Origin of the sequence: Comamonas thiooxydans (assembly GCF_002157685.2) — a bacterium.
Taxonomy (GTDB): Bacteria; Pseudomonadota; Gammaproteobacteria; order Burkholderiales; family Burkholderiaceae_C; genus Comamonas; species Comamonas testosteroni_H.
The window spans coordinates 3,844,171-3,861,720 of the sequence record NZ_AP026738.1 but is presented as its reverse complement, the minus strand read 5'-3'; the positions used below and the strand labels follow the sequence as shown (position 1 = coordinate 3,861,720).

13 protein-coding genes and 1 tRNA gene are annotated in these 17,550 nt (G+C 60.2%); 5 read left to right on the top strand and 9 right to left on the bottom strand.

Annotated elements, in window-relative coordinates; all coding sequences use genetic code 11:
* The first annotated feature begins 127 nt into the window (after positions 1-127).
* Positions 128-856, top strand: a complete 729-nt coding sequence (locus CTR2_RS17915; RefSeq protein WP_087082180.1) for a transglutaminase-like cysteine peptidase — start codon at positions 128-130, stop codon at positions 854-856.
* A gap of 65 nt (positions 857-921) precedes the next feature.
* Positions 922-2,907, top strand: a complete 1,986-nt coding sequence (locus tag CTR2_RS17910; RefSeq protein WP_254913262.1) for a bifunctional diguanylate cyclase/phosphodiesterase — start codon at positions 922-924, stop codon at positions 2,905-2,907.
* A gap of 67 nt (positions 2,908-2,974) precedes the next feature.
* Here CTR2_RS17910 and CTR2_RS17905 read toward each other — a convergent pair whose 3' ends face one another.
* Complete coding sequence (locus CTR2_RS17905) at positions 2,975-3,964, bottom strand: bile acid:sodium symporter family protein (protein WP_087082184.1); 990 nt, start codon at positions 3,962-3,964, stop codon at positions 2,975-2,977.
* A gap of 119 nt (positions 3,965-4,083) precedes the next feature.
* Here CTR2_RS17905 and CTR2_RS17900 point away from each other — a divergent pair, with 119 nt between their 5' ends.
* The gene (locus CTR2_RS17900; RefSeq protein ID WP_087082185.1) at positions 4,084-5,016 is read left to right on the top strand and encodes a LysR family transcriptional regulator; all 933 of its coding nucleotides are present in this window, start codon (positions 4,084-4,086) and stop codon (positions 5,014-5,016) included.
* 4 nt (positions 5,017-5,020) lie between these two features.
* On the opposite strand, the gene CTR2_RS17895 is transcribed toward CTR2_RS17900, so the two are convergent.
* Positions 5,021-5,338, bottom strand: coding sequence for a hypothetical protein (locus tag CTR2_RS17895; protein WP_034366026.1), 318 nt, complete (start codon positions 5,336-5,338; stop codon positions 5,021-5,023).
* A 936-nt stretch (positions 5,339-6,274) separates the two neighbouring features.
* Here CTR2_RS17895 and CTR2_RS17890 point away from each other — a divergent pair.
* Positions 6,275-7,843: a sensor domain-containing diguanylate cyclase gene (locus CTR2_RS17890; protein ID WP_087082187.1), complete on the top strand. Its 1,569-nt coding sequence runs from the start codon at positions 6,275-6,277 to the stop codon at positions 7,841-7,843.
* A gap of 689 nt (positions 7,844-8,532) precedes the next feature.
* Here the strand turns inward: CTR2_RS17890 and infA are convergent.
* The 7 genes from infA to prfB form a co-directional block, all read right to left on the bottom strand.
* The gene (infA, locus tag CTR2_RS17885; RefSeq protein WP_003061434.1) at positions 8,533-8,796 is read right to left on the bottom strand and encodes a translation initiation factor IF-1; all 264 of its coding nucleotides are present in this window, start codon (positions 8,794-8,796) and stop codon (positions 8,533-8,535) included.
* A 23-nt stretch (positions 8,797-8,819) separates the two neighbouring features.
* Positions 8,820-9,038: a hypothetical protein gene (locus tag CTR2_RS17880; RefSeq protein WP_003053604.1), complete on the bottom strand. Its 219-nt coding sequence runs from the start codon at positions 9,036-9,038 to the stop codon at positions 8,820-8,822.
* 315 nt (positions 9,039-9,353) lie between these two features.
* Positions 9,354-9,429, bottom strand: a tRNA-Thr gene (locus CTR2_RS17875).
* 13 nt (positions 9,430-9,442) lie between these two features.
* Positions 9,443-10,465: a class 1 fructose-bisphosphatase gene (locus CTR2_RS17870; RefSeq protein ID WP_087082189.1), complete on the bottom strand. Its 1,023-nt coding sequence runs from the start codon at positions 10,463-10,465 to the stop codon at positions 9,443-9,445.
* 65 nt (positions 10,466-10,530) lie between these two features.
* Positions 10,531-11,514 carry a hypothetical protein gene (locus CTR2_RS17865; protein ID WP_238707726.1) on the bottom strand — a complete coding sequence of 328 codons (984 nt, stop codon included), beginning with the start codon at positions 11,512-11,514 and terminating at the stop codon, positions 10,531-10,533.
* 11 nt (positions 11,515-11,525) lie between these two features.
* The gene (pepN, locus tag CTR2_RS17860) at positions 11,526-14,228 is read right to left on the bottom strand and encodes an aminopeptidase N (RefSeq protein WP_087082192.1); all 2,703 of its coding nucleotides are present in this window, start codon (positions 14,226-14,228) and stop codon (positions 11,526-11,528) included.
* Between the two features lie 18 nt (positions 14,229-14,246).
* Positions 14,247-15,351, bottom strand: a protein-coding gene (prfB, locus tag CTR2_RS17855) for a peptide chain release factor 2 (RefSeq protein WP_100086375.1) whose coding sequence is annotated in 2 segments (ribosomal slippage) — positions 14,247-15,269 and positions 15,271-15,351 — 1,104 coding nt in all. Because the reading frame shifts where the segments join, the coding sequence is not laid out codon by codon here.
* Positions 15,352-15,645: 294 nt separating this feature from the next.
* Here prfB and CTR2_RS17850 point away from each other — a divergent pair.
* Positions 15,646-17,424 (top strand): methyl-accepting chemotaxis protein, encoded by a 1,779-nt coding sequence (locus CTR2_RS17850; protein WP_087082194.1) that lies wholly within the window; start codon positions 15,646-15,648, stop codon positions 17,422-17,424.
* Positions 17,425-17,550 lie beyond the last annotated feature (126 nt).

The following is a 17,550-nucleotide window of genomic DNA, read 5'->3' as shown; positions in this document are numbered from 1 at the left end:
TACATTTGTGAGCATTGAATCTTGTCTGTGTTCTCGTCGACCTTTCAAGATTCATAGCAGTCATCACAATATTTACAGGCGTCTCAAGCAATTTATGTCTTGCGCGCTTGCTCTTTTTGCAACTCGCTTGAGTACTTCGCCCAGCCTACTGTTTCCACAGCCCGTGGAAAAAACGCAGCGCCTGTCGCGCAGAGGTATGCTTTTGTATGGCTCGGCGATTCTCGGAGCCTGGGCGCTGCAGAACGGGTTTGAAGCCGTTGCGCTGGATTTCGACGGCGAGCGGCTGCAGAGCAGCATGCAGTCCCGCTATGGTGCCGCAGGTGTCCAGAGGCTGGGTCAGTGGCTGACGATGCTGCAAGCCCAGAAAGACAGGTCGCTGCAGCAGCAACTGCCGGCCGTCAACACGTTCTGGAATCGCGCAGTGCTGCAGTCGGAGGACAGCGTCCTCTGGTCCCAGTCGGACTATTGGGCCACGCCCCTTGAAACCCTGGGCAGGGGGGCTGGAGACTGCGAGGATTACGTGATTGGCAAGTATTTCTCGCTGCTGCGCCTGGGCATCGCGGTAGAGAAACTGCGCCTGATCTATGTGCGTGCCCGCCTGGGGGGCGTGGGTAGTACGCAGAGCATTGCGCATATGGTGCTGGGCTATTACGAGACACCCGCAGCCGAGCCGCTGGTGCTGGACAGTCTGCTGGACAACATCATGCCGGCAAGCCAGCGCAAGGACTTGACTCCTGTATTCAGCTTCAATGCACAGGGTGTATATGTCGCGGGCGCACAGCCTGCTTCGGTGGACAGGATCACGCGTTGGCGCGATCTGCTGGCGCGCATGAAGCAGGAAGGTTTTTTGCCATGAATGCCATGTTTGGCAGTGCGGACAGTGGGGCGATGTTGAATGGTCGACACAGATAAGGCAGCAAGATGTCGTTGTTAAAACAACTTTTGATCAGCGTGACGGTGGCCATTGTGGCAATCTTGATCGGCACCCTGGCTTTCAGCATCGGTGCTGCGCGCCAGTATCTGGATGGGCAGTTGCAGTCCGAGAGCGAGAACGCAGCATCTTCGCTGGCCTTGTCGCTGTCGCAGCCGGCCAACCAGGATCCGGTCACGCAGGAGTTGCTGATGATGGCCTTGTTCGATGGCGGGCAGTTCAAGCTGATCCGCCTGGCGTCCCCGCAGGGCGAGACCTTGTTCGAGCGCAGACGCGACAACGGCGTTACCGATGGTTCTGCCTCTGCAGCCAAGCTCAAGGACAGTGCTGCTCCGCCGTGGTTTGTGGAGATGCTGCCGCTGCGTTCGCCAAAGGCAGAGCGTGTGATCAGCGACGGCTGGAAGCAGGTTGGGCAATTGACGCTGGTTGTGGACAACAGCTATGCGAGCCAGGCACTGTGGGGCAGCAGCGTGCGCTTGACGGGTGTGGTGGTGCTGGCCGGGCTGGCCTGGGCTTTCTTTGTAGTCCTGCTGTTCAGATGGTTTCGCAAGGTCTTGCAGCAGGAAATCTCGGCACAGGTTCAGGCGATTGGACGTCAAGCCGGCAGTGAGGTACTGGCGAAGCCCGCCAGGGCCGTCGTTGCCGAGCTGGTGCCCGTACTCAGTGCCATTGCAGACACCCGAGAGCGGGTGCAGGCTACGGCGCAGGAGCAAATGGCGCGTATCGAATCACTGGAGCTGGAGGTCAATCGTGATCCTGTTACTCAGCTGCCGAATCGCAAATACTTTGTCAATGAGTTGCGTCGTGCGCTCAGCGGAGCTGATGGCGTTGCGGCACATGGCCATGTGATGCTGTTCAGGCAGCGAGATCTGCTGGCTCTGAATGCGCAGATGTCCCGAGCCAGTGCCGATGCCTGGCTGGCCGCGATGGGTGAACAGGTCAATCAGGTGTTGAGGGGGCGTGCCGAGTGCAAGGCTCAGCTGGCACGCCTCAATGGCTCGGACTTTGTGGTTCTCATGCCGGCCCTGGCCGGGCCCCAGGCCATGTCGCTGGTGCAGCAGATCCGACAGGTGCTGCTGTCCATGCGTGTGACCTTGAGCAGCGGCCAATGGTGCCGCTGGAGCTTTGCCCTGACCGATTACTCGGCATCGAGTTCGGTCACAGGCGTGCTTGCGCGGCTGGACTACGGTCTGATGCGAGCCGAGAGTTCGGGCCAGGCAGAGGTGGAGTATGTGACCTACGGGGATGATGAGGTGGTCTCTGATCTGGCTGGGGAAACCTTGTGGCGTCAGATGCTGATTGGTTCATTGGAGGCTCGGGATACGCTTTCCCTGTCCGTTCAGCCCCTGCAATTCAGGGGCAGGTATGGGCTGCAGGAGCGTGGCGAAGCCTCGCTCTCGCTATGCACTGCTTCAGGTGAGACCTTGATGGGGTCGTTGTTCCTGCCGGTCGCCGTGCGCCTGGGCTTGTCGGCAGAATTCGATTTGCGAGCGGTGGCCCTCGGGGCTGCGTGGCTTGAACAGAACGACTGCGAGCTGGTCATTCGAATCTCCTTGCCCTCGCTGGCTCAGCCGGACTTCCTGGGGCGACTGCGTGAAGAGCTGAACGCTCCGGGATGGGCGCGCCGCTTGCCGCTACTCTGTCTGGAGTTGGATGCGCACGGACTTGCGGCGTATCCCGATGAAGTCACTGAATTCTGCCAGGCCATGGCAATGGCTGGTGTGGGCGTGGGGCTGCGTCGCCTGGATCAGCAGCCCATGGGCTTGACCAAGCTCCATACCTTGCCGCTGCGCTATGTGAAGCTGGGGGGAGAATTCTCGGAGCAGGCTGCGCAAAGCCCTGGTGCCTTGCATCTGTTGCAAGCCATCGTCGAGACTGCGACAGGGCTTGGAATTCAAGTGGTGGTGACCGATGTCGTCAATGCGGAGGCTGCGAAGCTGTTGCATCAGCAAAACGCGTTGACGCTGGCTACTTGAAATGACTGATCTTCCATGAAAAGAAAAAGGGGCGCATGAAGCGCCCCTTTTTATGGGTCTTGTGCTCCTAATGAGCTTCGCTCTGGTCGGCGATCTGCACACGCTTGGCATAGCGCTGCGCCAGCACGGCGCAGACCATGAGCTGTATCTGATGAAACAGCATCAGCGGCAGCACGATTGCACCCACGGAGGCGGCGGGAAAGAGCACATTGGCCATGGGAATACCACTGACCATGCTTTTCTTGGAGCCGCAGAAAACGAGAGTGATCTCGTCCTCCTTGCTGAAGCCCAGGCGGCGTGCACCCCAGGTGGTGATGAGGAGCACGACGGCCAGCAGAATGCAGCACAACACGATCAAGCCCAGCAGCGAGGGCAGTGGTGTCTGCTTCCACAGGCCGCTGATGACGGCAGCACTGAAGGCCGCATAGACCACAAACAGGATGGAGCCCTGGTCCACCAGCTTGATGATGGACGCGCGACGCTGCAAAAAGCCGCCGATCACGGGGCGCATCAGATGGCCGATGACAAAGGGCAGAAGCAGCGTCATGGCAATCTTGCCAATGGCATGCAAGGCATCGCCGCCTTCCGCATTCTTGTGCAGGATCAGGCTCACCAGAATCGGCGTGACCAGAATGCCCAGCAAGGTGGAGGCGGACGCGCTGCACACGGCGGCGGGCACATTGCCGCGCGCCATGGAGGTGAAGGCAATCGCCGATTGCACCGTGGCGGGCAGGGTGCAAAGAAACAGCACGCCGATATACATCTCGGTGGTGACCATGGGCGAAAGCACCGGGCGCAGTACCAGTCCCAGAACGGGGAACAGTACAAAGGTGGCGATGAAGATCCAGATATGCAGGCGCCAGTGACCTATGCCCGCCAGGATGGCCTGGCGCGAGAGCTTGGCGCCATGCAGAAAGAACAGCAGGCTGACGATGCCTGTGGTGACAATTTCCACATACTCGGCCAACTGGCCGGATGCAGGCAGAAAGCTGGCGAGGACGACGGTGGCAATCAAAGCCAGCGTGAAGTTATCGGGGACAAAGCGGGGGCGAGACATATTCTTGAACTGAAGCCATCCATGCAAAGCACCGGGCCGGTGCGCGATGGCTGCGTATTGGACACGCAATCCATTTAAAAGAGAAATGGATTTATTCGATAGACCTATAATTTTTTGATATGAATATCAGCCTGCGTCAACTACGTGCCTTTGTGGCAGTGGCCCAAAGCAGCAGTTTCAGTCGTGCGGCCGACGCCCTGGCATTGACCCAGCCTGCCGTCAGCCGCAATGTGACGGATCTGGAGCAGGCCTTGGGCTTGCTGCTGCTGCATCGCACCACGCGTGAGGTGGAGCTGACCGAAGCCGGACGTCTGCTATTGGGTAATCTCTCGCGCGTGCTGGAGGACCTGGATGCCTGTCTGCTGGAGGTGCAGGGCCTGGCGACACAGCGCAAGGGGCGCGTCAAAGTGGCAAGCAGTCCCACACTTTCCGCGAATCTGCTGCCGCAATGCATTGCGCGTGGCAGACAGCAGTCGCCGGGCGTCAATATCCAGCTGCTCGATCGTATTCAAAGCGATGTGCTGCTCAGCGTGCGCAGCGGGGAGGTGGATTTTGGGGTGGTGATTGACCCATCCGAGAAACAGGACCTGCATGCACAGACCATCCTGACCGAGCCTTTTTGTCTGGTCTGCCTTTCCTCGAATGGCCTGGCGCGCAAGCAAGAGGTGCACTGGGCACAGCTGGCGGGTGAATCGTTGGTGTTGCTCGATCATGCATCGGGCAGCCGACGCCTGATCGATGCCGCACTGCAGGCGCATGGCGCGGCTGCATCGGTGGTGCAGGAGGTGGGGCATACGGCCACCATCTACAGCATGGTGCAGCAAGGTCTGGGTTTGAGCGTGGTGCCGCGTCTCGCTATTCCCTCGGCCTGGGCAACTCAGGCTGCTACGACCGCGGCAGCTGGTAGTGCCGCTTTGGTCAGCCGTCCTCTGGTGCCCAAGGTGCAGCGCAGCATCATGCTGGTCAAGCGGCAGCAGCGTGAGCTATCGCCTGTCGCGCATCTGGTCTGGGATCTGATTGCAGAGGAGGCGGTCGATCTGCTGGGCGAATAGCGGTTCAGGGCCTGAGCACGATGCGTGAATCAATCACCAGCCCTTGCGGTTGCGGCGCGACATATACCGGCTGGGGCGGGGCTACATAAACAGGTTGTGGCGCATAGTAGGCATCTGGGCGGTTTCTGCACTTGCGCTTTTCCTTGTACTCGCCATTGCTCTTCCACTTGCGCTCCACTTTGCAGTGGCCGTCCCAGTACTCTTCTTTGTGCTCGCGCTTGTGGTGGTGATGGTGATGGCGGTCATGTGCCTGGCTGCTCAGTGGTGTGGCAATCAGCACCACAGGCAGGCAGATGGAAACAAGAGCAAGGATTTTCTTCATGGTGGGTGGGGCAGTCCATGGTCCGAGCCATGGCCGCATCGGTTTCAAAACGCTACGAGCATAAGCGCAATGCACCGAAGAGACTGTATCAATTCATGAGCGAGACTTGTGCTGTGGCTGTGCGCCGGACGTGCGTGAGGTGCTGGTTCTTATAAGAAAGAGAGCGGCTTGTGCTTGAAATACATTAGCCTTGACATGATTTCTATCTGAAATCAAGTAAATTCAATCGGAACAAGCTATTCAAAACATAGCTGTTCAATAGATGGCTGCTTTGACCTGGACCGTGGTAGATGCAACCACTTGAATGCCATGGCTTCAGGGGGGCATTGATCTCGCAAACCGGCGCCGGGATTGGCTGAGCCTTGCAAGACCGCTTTGAGCCAGATCACCTGTTTCCTATCGAGGCATGTCTGCGCCAGAAGAGGCTTCGAACTGCTGGATTGCAAGTCTGGGCCATGGCGGCCGCTTTCCGGGCAGATGTTTCCTGACGGTATTGCCTTGGTTGCTGTAGCTGGCGCGTGCTGGCAGGTGATGGCTCGGCGCTGGTGCCGTCTATCGCCGGATCAGCGGCTCCATAGGGGACAGGGCCCATGTCCTGCTCACTGGATGGATCACCCGTCTGCCTGCCGTTCCCATCGGCAAGCCGGGCAGGCAGAGCCTGAATGGCTTCTGTCGATGGGCACCAGGCACAGTTTGGCAGATGCTGCCGCAGCCCTGGGATCTGTACCGTATGTTTCTTTGGGCAGGAATGATCGCTGCGGCCGCGTTGGCAGCGATTGAACCGTAGCTTCAGATTCTGCCTCGTCTGCTGCTCTGTTCCATGTCGTTTCACGAGATGGTGGAAAATCCGTCCGACCCTGTCCAATCTGAGCAGGGAAACAGCAGGCAATGCAAAAGTGCCGCTCTTGCCAGGTTGACGATGAGAGGAATGTCGAGGTGTGGTGTCGAAAGAAGAAGAGGGAGACCGGCGTCACCAGTCGTGATGGCGTGTGCAAAGTTCTGGCTGCCAAGCGCGATGCTCAACTGGCGACTAGTCTGTTGTTGGTAATCTGGGTCTCCGTACTGGTGGCCACCAGCTGGCAAATCTGGTCGGCGCATCAGCGCACACTGAGCGAGATTGATACCAACAATCGCAATCTTGCACAGACGCTGAACACCTATGCCGAGGGTGTCTTCACCCAGAGCTCCATGCTGCTGCTCGGCATGCTTGAGCGGCTGGAGGTGGAGGGCACCACGCCTGAGCATCTGGTCCGCATGCAACAGCTGGTCGCTCGCCAGGAGCATCTGCTTTCCCAGCTCAACGAATTGCTCGTCATCGATGCGAGCGGTAAATGGCTCATGTCATCGAGAGGGAGATTTCTCGAGGGAACCAACAGCGCTGACCGTCGCTTTTTTTCATATCACCGGGATAACCCGTCGCACCAGATCTTCATCGGTGCGCCCATACGCAGCCGTTCTACGGGTGAATGGGTGCTTACCATCAGCCGGCGATTTGAGAACCAGGAAGGCGACTTTGCCGGGGTCATCGTTGTCGTGCTGGGGATAGAGAACTTTCTGCACTTGTTCGGCAAGATCGATGTCGGCGAGCAAGGATCTATTGGATTGGTAATGACCAGCGGACAGTTGCTGGTGCGCTATCCATTTCGTGAGCAGGATCTGGGGCACGACTTCTCTCGCTCACCCAACTTTCGGCGCTACTACTCAAACCTGAAATCCGGCACGGCGTCCTTTGAGTCCGGCATAGATGGAACGGAAAGGCTATATGCCTTCAGGAGCAATGATCGTTATCCCATTTTCACGGTGGTGGCCCGGGGGCGGAATGAGGCACTGCAAGCCTGGAGAAGCCAGGCGCTGCTGACGGCAGGTGTGGTGCTAGGACTGCTGGCAGTTGTCACACTGATAGGCTGGCGCCTGATCCTGCTCATCCGACAGCGTGCGCAGGCCGAGACATCCTTGATGGCAGTGCGTGAGAAGTTATTGGATGCCAACCTCGAACTGGAGCGGTTGGCTACCCTGGATTCATTGACAGGGCTGGCGAACCGGCGACGCTTCGACGAGGTACTGCAACTGGAGGTCCGGCGTGCCGCGCGTGACGGGACGGTGCTCTCGCTTTTGCTCATCGATCTGGATCATTTCAAGGGCTTTAACGACCGCTATGGTCATGTCGCCGGTGACGAATGCCTGAAAGCGGTGTCGCGGCAGCTGGAGCTCTCGGCCAAGCGCTCAGGGGATCTGGCAGCACGTTACGGCGGAGAGGAACTTGCCATCATTCTTCCCAATACCGCGCTGGAGGGAGGCATGCGCGTTGCCGAGGAGTTGCTGAAGTGCATACGAGGACTGGGCATTGCCCATGAGTCCAGCCAATTCGGCCATGTCACTGTGAGCATAGGAGCGGCAAGCATGCAGGGCAGGCATGGACTGGCGAGTCCGCTGGATCTGGTTGAAGCGGCCGATCAAGCCCTGTATCGGGCCAAGGCGGCTGGACGCAATCGTGCCGAGTGCTGAGCTGTCGGAGCTGGTCTCTCGGATCCTTTGACGACCGTCAAGCAATCTGAGGGCGCGAGCCGTCATTTCAAATCCGTAGTCTTGCCAAAGGGGAACGCTGCCTGGAGGTATTTGTCGAGCCATGGCCAAGAGGTCGGCGCAGGGCGCAGCAAAAGCACCGAAGCCGGCTAGCGTATTCCTGCGAATATCTGGTCTGAACACTGCTGCCCGCGAAGGCATGCCGGTTGGCCTATCGCATGATTCACGACAGGGCATCATGTAGATGTATGGTTGATGCTGGCTCTGATGGTTATGAGCTGCATCGACGCCAGCGCTACGTGCAGGAAGGTCGCAGATCTACAAGGAAGTTCAACACTTGCAGCGAGAGGCTGGTGCTGGGATGAGGCCGGCGATAGCAACGCCACCGGTGACTGGTGGCGGACTTTGTGTATGCCTGATTCCAGGCTGGATGTGCAGGCTGCGGGAATCTCAAGCAAATGGCGTGAGAGTGCCTCAGCGATCCATATCGACACGCGCTGAAGGCAGTGCGAGCGTCGAAGAGCCAGAGCTGAACGCTGCGATCTGCATCTGGAGCAGGCGGAGCTTGCAATTGAGCTGCAGGCCGGGTGCTTGCGCGGCCCCGTGATCCTGCAGCTGACACAAGCATGTCAGAGCTGGTGACCGTAGCGCACCAGATCAACTGCCGAAGCTTAGTGGCGACGCTGCTGCGGTGCAGGGTTGCTGTTGTTGGAACGCTCGATATGACGGAAGGTCAGGCGACCCTTGTTCAGATCATAGGGAGACATCTCCAGCGTTACCTTGTCGCCGGCCAGCACGCGAATACGGTGCTTGCGCATCTTGCCGCCGGAATAGGCAATCAGCTGGTGGCCGTTGTCCAGCGTCACACGGAAGCGGGCGTCCGGCAAAACCTCGTCCACTCTGCCTTGCATTTCAATCAATTCTTCTTTGGCCAAAATATTTCCTTTCTACAAAGAGGTCAGTTCAACTGGTTGTCCAGCACCATGCTGCGCCCCTCGGCGAGGGCATATTTGCTGGCCATATCCGGGGTGTCGAACTGGCGGATAAACCTGAAAATCCGATCATAGGTTCCGCGTCGGATGGAAACCGCTGCAGCAACCTTGCCGGAGTGAGTCATTTGGGTGAGGGCAGTCACAATGTAGTTGCCGACACGCTCTGTGATTTGTTCTGTGTGCATATCGAGTCAACGGGCGGCACAAACCCAGGGCAGGGCATGCCGACCAATGAAAAATGAAGGAATCCGGCTCTGATGAGCCAAGATCAATAAGCCAGCCGCTTGCGGGTGGCTTGTGCTTCTTGCCATGGAGTGCTATGGCTGTATGGAACCAAGCGTGGGCAACGTGAGAACTGCCTGAGAGATACTGCGCAGGGCAAGTGCCACGCAGCAATCTGCAGATTATAAAGCATTGTTCTTTTATGCGCAAATCGTGATGAAACTGAGGAGCGGCAAAAGAAAAAGCCCCAGGCTCTTGCGAACCTGGGGCTTTTATTCTGGTGCCGGAGAGATGAATCGAACACCCGACCTTCTCATTACGAATGAGCTGCTCTACCGACTGAGCTACACCGGCGATAAGCTATAGATTATAGCGCTTTTTCATCGGCCTCGAGGTGGTAGCTGGTCACGCGTTCCACTTCGTTCTTGGAGCCGAGGACGACGCTCACGCGCTCGTGCAATTGCGTTGGCTGGATGTCCAGGATGCGCTGGCGGCCGTTGGTGGCCATGCCGCCAGCCTGTTCGACCAGCCAGCTCATGGGGTTGGCTTCGTACATCAGGCGCAGCTTGCCAGCCTTTTGCGGCTCGCGCTTGTCCCAGGGGTACATGAAGATGCCGCCGCGGCACAGGATGCGGTGCACGTCGGCCACCATGGCAGCCACCCAGCGCATATTGAAGTTCTTGCCGCGCGGGCCGTCGACGCCGGCCAGGCATTCGTCCACATAGCGCTTCACGGGGGCATCCCAGTGGCGCATATTGGACATGTTGATGGCGAATTCCTTGGTGTCTTCGGGGATCTTGACGTTTTCCTCGATGAGCACGAACGAGCCCTGCTCGCGGTCCAGCGTGAACATGGAGACACCGTCGCCCACGGTCAGCACCAGGGTGGTCTGGGGACCGTAGATGCAGTAGCCTGCAGCCACTTGCTGGGTGCCGGGCTGCATGAAGTCGCTGTCGTGCACGCCTGGGTGGCCTTCAGGCTTCTTGAGCACGCTGAAGATGGTGCCGATGGACATGTTGATGTCGATATTGGACGAGCCGTCCAGGGGGTCGAACATCAGCAGGTATTCGCCCTGGGGGTAGCGGTTGGGCACCACATAGATGCCTTCCATTTCCTCCGATGCCATCGCGGCCAGGTGACCGCCCCATTCATTGGCTTCAATCAGGGTTTCGTTGGCGATGATGTCCAGCTTTTTCTGCACTTCGCCCTGCACGTTTTCACTGCCGGCCGTACCCATGACGTCGCCGAGCTCACCTTTGTTCACGGCAAAGCTGATGCGCTTGCAGGCGCGGGCCACCACTTCCAGCAGCAGGCGCAGCTGGCCCGGGATGAGCCCGTCAACACGTTGTTGCTCGACCAGATAGCGGGTCAGGCTGATGTTTTTCTTCATACTTCAACTCCTTGATATTCGATGCAAATCTGAAATGGACAGAAAACAGGGCAGGGCATCTGCCTTCATGGACGACGCCCCGCAGTGTGCTGCTCCAGTTCCGCCAGCAGTTCCTTGACGCGGGTTTGCTGCTCGCTGTCTTTCTGGTTCAGCGCGTATTGTTCATAGCGGGCCAGCCATTGGCGGGCCTGCGGTTCTTGCTTTTGCTCATGGGCAAGGACCATGAGCTGGAAATAGCTGTCGTAGACAGTGGCATGGTCTTGCGCCGCCTGCGCAATCTGCAGGCGCTCCTGAAGATAGGTGGCAGCCTGCTTCAGATCGCCCAGCTCATAGCAATTTTGCGCAATGTTGGTGAGTACACCGCGTATTTGCTGCAGCTTGCCCATGACTTTGAGGCGTTCACGCGCGACAGGAAGCAGTCGCTCGTTGGCTTGCCTTGCCTCGCGAAATTGCCCCAGTTCATGCAGCAGATATCCTTCGTCCTCATAGACGCCGAGAATCTGCATCTGGCTCGGAAAATCCAGAGCCCGCGCAGGCTTCACGCTTTCGTCCCAGCGCATCTCGGTCGGCAGCTCGGCGATCCGTGGCAGCGGGTACAGAGCCTGAAAGGCTTTGACCTGCCTGAGCGCCGCTTCATGCTGACCGGCCTGCGCCAGCCAGCGAATGCCGGAGTAGCGCAGGAAGAACTGTGCATAGGACAGCTCGGGGTCTGCCTGGGCGCCGGGCAAAGCGGTCAGCGCCGTGCTGGCTGCCTTGGCAGCCTCCTTGGGCATGCTGCGGCGTGCATAGACGCTGGCTTGGGTGTAGTAGAGCCGGAAGCGGTCGCGTGCAGCGGCTCCGGGCTTTTTCAGCAACGGCTCCAGCGCCTGCAGATCGGCACTCATGGTGCTGCCGCTGAAGCTGCCGCCTTCGTCGAAGACCGTGGCATACAAGGGCGAAAAACGCGCTTCGAAACCTGCGTCCGGCCTGGCGGCCTGGGCGCCCAGCGACATGCTCGCCGCAGCGACGGCAAGGGTCTGTAAGCCCCGGGCCGCGCGTCGAGCAAGCATGTGCAGGTCCATCAGTCCGCCAGGGCGCGGGTGATGACCTCGCGCACGTCGTTGGACAGATCGGGCTTGGCTGCCACGCGGGCGATGGCCTCGCGGGCGGCAGAGCGGTAGGGCTCGGCCAGCTTTTTCCAGCGATCCATCACACGGGCCAGACGGGACGCCACCTGCGGATTGAAGCCATCGATCTCGATCACGCGATCGGCCCAGAACACATAGCCCGCCGCATCGGCGCGGTGGAAGGCGCCGGCATTGTTGCAGTAGCTGAAGATCAGGCTGCGTGCGCGGTTGGGGTTCTTGATCTGGAAGTCGGCATGCTTCATCAGCGCCTTGACGGCCGGAAGCACATCGCCGCCGCGGTCGCTGGCTGCACCCTGCAGGGCAAACCATTTGTCCAGCACCAGTGCATCCTGCTTGAACAGAGCATGGAAGCGCTGCAGTGCCTGCTCGGCCAGAGGGCTGGCGCTGTAGACCAGAGCGGAGAGGGCGGCCATACGGTCCGTCATATTGCCGGCGTCCTTGCAGCGCTGGTAGGCCTTGCCGGGCCAGACCGTGTCGCCAGTCCGGGCGGCTTGCAGGCACAGCATGGACAGGGCGCGGCCTGCCAGTGCACGGCGGCCGGCGCTGACATGGTCGGGGCGGTAGGCTCCGGTGTCGCGGTCGGCCTCCCAGGCGGCTTCCCACTCGGGCTGCAGCGCGGTCGCCAGTTGCAAGATCATGGCTTCGCGCACCGCATGAACGCGCTGCGGATCGACCTCGGCCAGCTGTTCGGCGATATAGCTCTCGGACGGCAGCGTGAGAACCAGGTCCTTGAAAGCCGCATCCAGCTTGTCATCACGCAGCACGCGGCGCATGGCTTCGATGAAGTCTGCCGGCAGGATCTCGGCACTGACTTCGCCGCTGGCAGCGATCGCCTTGAGGGCATAGCGCAGGCCCAGGCGCTGGCTGGCTTCCCATTGGTTGAAGGGGTCGCTGTCATGGGCCAGCAGGGTCAGCAGATCGGCATCGCTGAATTCATGCTCCAGCACCACCGGGGCACTGAAGCTGCGCAGCAGCGAGGGCACGGGGGCTTCGCTCACATTGCTGAAGACAAAGCTTTGCTCGGCTTCGGTCAGCACTAGCATGCGGCTGGCGACTGCGTGGGCTGCATCTTCGCCCTGCAATTGCAGGGCGATGGGCTGGCCGCTGGCCGTGAGCAGACCCATTTGCACGGGAATGACGAACGGCAGTTTCTCGACCTGGCCCACGGTGGGCGCGCAGCTTTGCGACAGCGTCAGCGTATAGGTCTGGGCGTCGGCATCGTACTGACCCACGGCCTTGAGCACAGGCGTGCCGGCCTGGCTGTACCAGCGGCGGAACTGCTGCAGATGCTGGGCCAAGGGAGAGTCGGGGTTGGCGTCGGCAATGGCCTGCGAGAAGTCGTCGCAGGTCACGGCCTGGCCGTCATGGCGCTCGAAGTACAGCTTCATGCCCCTGGCAAAGCCTTCGCGGCCGACCAGGTTGTGCTGCATGCGCACGACTTCCGCACCTTTTTCGTAGATCGTGACCGTGTAGAAGTTGTTGATCTCGATATAGCTGTCGGGGCGCACGGGGTGGGCCATGGGGCCTGCATCCTCGGGGAACTGCACGGTGCGCAGCACGCGCACATCGTCGATGCGCTTGACGGCGCGGGCCGAGGCCGTGCCCGCCATGTCCATGCTGAACTCCTGATCGCGGAAGACCGTGAGGCCTTCCTTGAGACTCAGCTGGAACCAGTCGCGGCAGGTGACGCGGTCACCCGTCCAGTTATGGAAGTATTCGTGACCGACGACGGATTCGATATTGGCGTAATCGGTGTCGGTGGCCGTGGCCTGGCTGGCCAGAACATACTTGGTGTTGAAGATGTTCAGGCCCTTGTTCTCCATGGCGCCCATGTTGAAGTCGCTGGTGGCGACGATCATGAAGCGGTCCAGATCCAGGCTCAGGCCGAAGCGGGCCTCGTCCCATGCAACGGAGTGCATGAGGGAGTTCATGGCGTGCTCGGTCTTTTCGAGGTCGCCGGGGCGCACATAGACCTGCAGCAGGTGATCGCGGCCGGCACGGCTCTTGATCTTCTGCTCGCGGGCCACCAGATTGCCGGCCACCAGCGCAAACAGGTAGCTGGGCTTTTTGTGCGGATCGACCCACTTGGCAAAGTGGCGGCCGTCTTCCAGGTCGCCGGACTCCACCAGATTGCCGTTGGACAGCAGCACCGGGTACTGGGCCTTGCTGGCGCGCAGCGTGACGGTGTACATGGCCATCACGTCGGGGCGGTCCAGGAAGTAGGTGATGCGGCGGAAACCTTCTGCCTCGCACTGCGTGAAGAACGTGTCCTCGCTCACATACAAGCCCATGAGCTTGGTGTTCTTGATGGGGGCGCAGGTGGTGAAGATCTCCAGCTCCACGGGCTCGTTGCCCTCGGGCAGGTTCTCCAGCACCAGCTGGTCGCCATCCATCTTGAAGGAGGTTCCACCGCCGTTGACCATCACCCGCGCCAGATTCAGCTCGTCGCCGTCCAGGCGCAGCGCCTGTGCCGGCACTTCGGGGTTGCGGCGCACGCGCATCTTGCTGAGCACGCGCGTCTTGGTCGGGTCCAGGTCAAAAGTCAGATCTACCGTGTCGATCCACCAGGCCGGAGCCTCGTAGTCGGCACGGTAAATGGCGGTGGCCGGGGCTTGCCCGTCACGCAGTTGCAGCATATCGATTCCTTTCTAGGATCAGAGGCCTTGCTTGAGCGAGGCTTCGATAAACACATCCAGGTCGCCGTCCAGCACCTTCTGGGTGGCCGAGACTTCGACGTTGGTGCGCAAGTCCTTGATGCGGCTGTTGTCCAGCACATAGGAGCGGATCTGGTGACCCCAGCCCACATCGGTCTTGGTGTCCTCGAGCTTTTGCTGCTCTTCCATGCGCTTGCGCATCTCGAAGTCGTACAGCCTGGAGCGCAGGCGCTGCCATGCCACGTCACGGTTGCTATGCTGCGAGCGACCGTCCTGGCACTGCACCACGATGCCCGTGGGGATGTGGGTCAGGCGCACGGCCGAGTCGGTCTTGTTGATGTGCTGACCGCCGGCGCCCGAGGCGCGGTAGGTGTCGGTGCGCACATCCGACGGATTGATGTTGATCTCGATGGAGTCATCGATCTCGGGGTAGACGAACAGCGAGGAAAAGCTGGTGTGACGGCCGCCCGAGCTGTCGAAGGGCGACTTGCGCACCAGACGGTGCACGCCGGTTTCGGTGCGCAGCAGGCCGTAGGCATACTCGCCTTCGACCTTGATGGTGGCGCTCTTGATGCCGGCTACGTCACCCGGAGTCTCTTCTTCGACAGTGGCCTTGAAGCCCTTGCGCTCGGCGTACTTCAGGTACTGGCGCAGCAGCATGCTGGCCCAGTCGCAGGCTTCGGTGCCGCCGGCGCCGGCCTGGATGTCGATGAAGCAGTTGAGCGGATCGGCTTCGCCGCCGAACATGCGGCGGAACTCGAGCTCCTCGATCAGCGGCTTGAGCTTGGCGGTTTCGGCTTCGATGGTTTCAAGGCCGGCATCATCGCCTTCTTCCTTGCTCATCTCGAACAGCTCGGAATTGTCGGCCAGTTCGGTGGTGAGCTTCTCCAGGGTCAGCACGACGGAGTCGAGCGACTTCTTCTCCTTGCCCAGCTCCTGTGCCTTCTTGGGGTCGTTCCAGACGGCAGGGTCTTCCAGTGAGGCGTTTACCGTGCGCAGGCGTTCGTACTTGGCATCGTAGTCAAAGATACCTCCGGAGATCTGCCGTGCGTTCGGCCAGATCTTGGAGGGTGTTGCCGATAGAGTTGACGCGTTCTGCTTCCATGGTGAATCCGTTGTTCTTGCTGATAAATAAGGGCTGATTTTCTCATGCCGGACGGCTGTAAGGATGCAATGGCCTTCGACAGGGCTTTTGAGTGCTTCATCGGGGTGTCTTTTGAGCCCAGCTATGCCCCTGATACCACCATCGGTTTTATTCATGAATGCCGTTACTCGAGGTAACAAATTCTGAATAGAATTCGCAGGCGCGCGCAGTGTGTACGCGCTTTCAGGCAGTTTCCCCTATTCCCCATCTCGCAGGTGCCAGACCTTGCAGGTCGCTCAGGCGCCCAATTCCCCCATGAACTTCTTTCGCAACCTCAAGCTGGCCAACAAGCTGCTGGTGTCTTTTGTGCTGATCCTGCTGATCAGTGCGGTATCGGGTCTGTACGGCCTGGTCCAGATGGAGCGTGTCAATGCCACGGCCACCGATCTGGCGCGCCAGTGGCTGCCGGCGGCCCGCAACCTGCAGGACATGCGTTATCAGCTTCAGCGTTATCGCTCGCAGACCATGCAGCATGTGATGGCGCAGTCGTCCGAGGAAATGGCGGTCTATGACAAGAGCATGCCCAAGCTCTGGGACGAACTGGTCCAGAACCAGCAGTCGTATGCCAAGTACGTGAGGACCGACAAGGAGCGAGCCCTGCTGGCCGAAATCGGCGAGGAGCTCAAGGCCTATGCCGTGCAGACGGCCAAGGTGGTGGATCTGTCGCACCAGTTGCTCAATGATGACGCCAGCGAAATCTTGCGCGGCGAGTCGCTCAAGATCAGCCGCGGCATCAATACACGGCTGGACGCTCTCAGCGAGATCAACCATCAGGCGACCGAGGAAACCAATCAGGCCGGCGATGACCTGTATGCCGCTGCCCGCTGGTGGGTGATGGCGCTGCTGCTGGGCTCCATCGTCATCGGTGTGGCGCTGGCGGTGCTGATCGCACGCTCCATCTCGCGTCCTTTGCAGTCGGCCGTTCAACTGGCCCAGTCCGTGGCTGCGGGCGATCTGAGCGCCAGTATCACTGTGCAAAGCCAGGATGAGGTGGGCCAGTTGCTGCAGGCGCTCAAGGACATGAATACAAGCCTGCAACGCATCGTGGGTCAGGTGCGCCAGGGCACGGACTCGATTGCCTCGGCAAGCAGCCAGATTGCCAGCGGCAACCAGGATCTGTCCTCGCGCACCGAAGAGCAGGCCAGCTCGCTGGAGCAGACGGCAGCCTCCATGGAGGAGTTGACCGCCACCGTGCAGCAGAACGCCGGCAATGCACAGCAGGCCAATCAGATGGCGTCTGCCGCATCGCAGGTGGCCGTACGCGGTGGAGCCACCGTGGCCCAGGTGGTGCAGACCATGTCGGCCATCAACGAGTCCTCGCGCAAGATCGTGGACATCATCGGCGTGATCGACTCCATCGCCTTCCAGACCAATATCCTGGCGCTGAACGCGGCGGTGGAAGCGGCCCGTGCGGGTGACCAGGGCCGTGGCTTTGCCGTGGTGGCCTCCGAAGTGCGCACCCTGGCCCAGCGCTCGGCCGAGGCGGCCAAGCAGATCAAGCAGCTGATCGACGACTCCGTGAGCAAGGTGCAGGAAGGCAGCACCCAGGTCGACGAGGCCGGCAGGACCATGGACGAGATCGTGATGAGCGTGCGCCGTGTCACCGACATCATGGGCGAGATCTCGGTGGCCAGCCACCAGCAGACCTCGGGCATCGAGCAGGTCACCCAGGCCGTGACGCAGATGGATCAGATGACCCAGCAGAACGCCGCCCTGGTGGAGGAGGCGGCGGCCGCGACCGATGCGCTGCGCAGCCAGGCCGCCGCGCTGGCCGAGACGGTGAGCTTCTTCAAGCTCGGCGCTCAGTCCGGTCTGCAGGCCACACCGGCCCTGGCGCCTGCGGCGCTCAGGTCCGCGCCTGCCAGGGCTGCGATCAAGGTTCCGGCCCCGCTCAAGGTCCCGTCGGCTGCGCTCAGGCGTCCCGCGATGTCGGCTGCGAGCAAGCCGCCGGTTCTGAGCCCCGGGAAAAGCGCAGCAGCACCCCAGTCGCAAAAGGCCGCGACGGCAGACGATGGCGAGTGGGAGAGCTTCTAAGTCCGGTGGCCGGCTTGGGTCCGGGTCTTGCTATTGACAGGGAAGCGGCTTCCGCATCATTTCATTAAGTTTTGGAATGTTTTATATCTGAAATCATTTGATTTCATGCGAGAGAAGCTTCCTTAT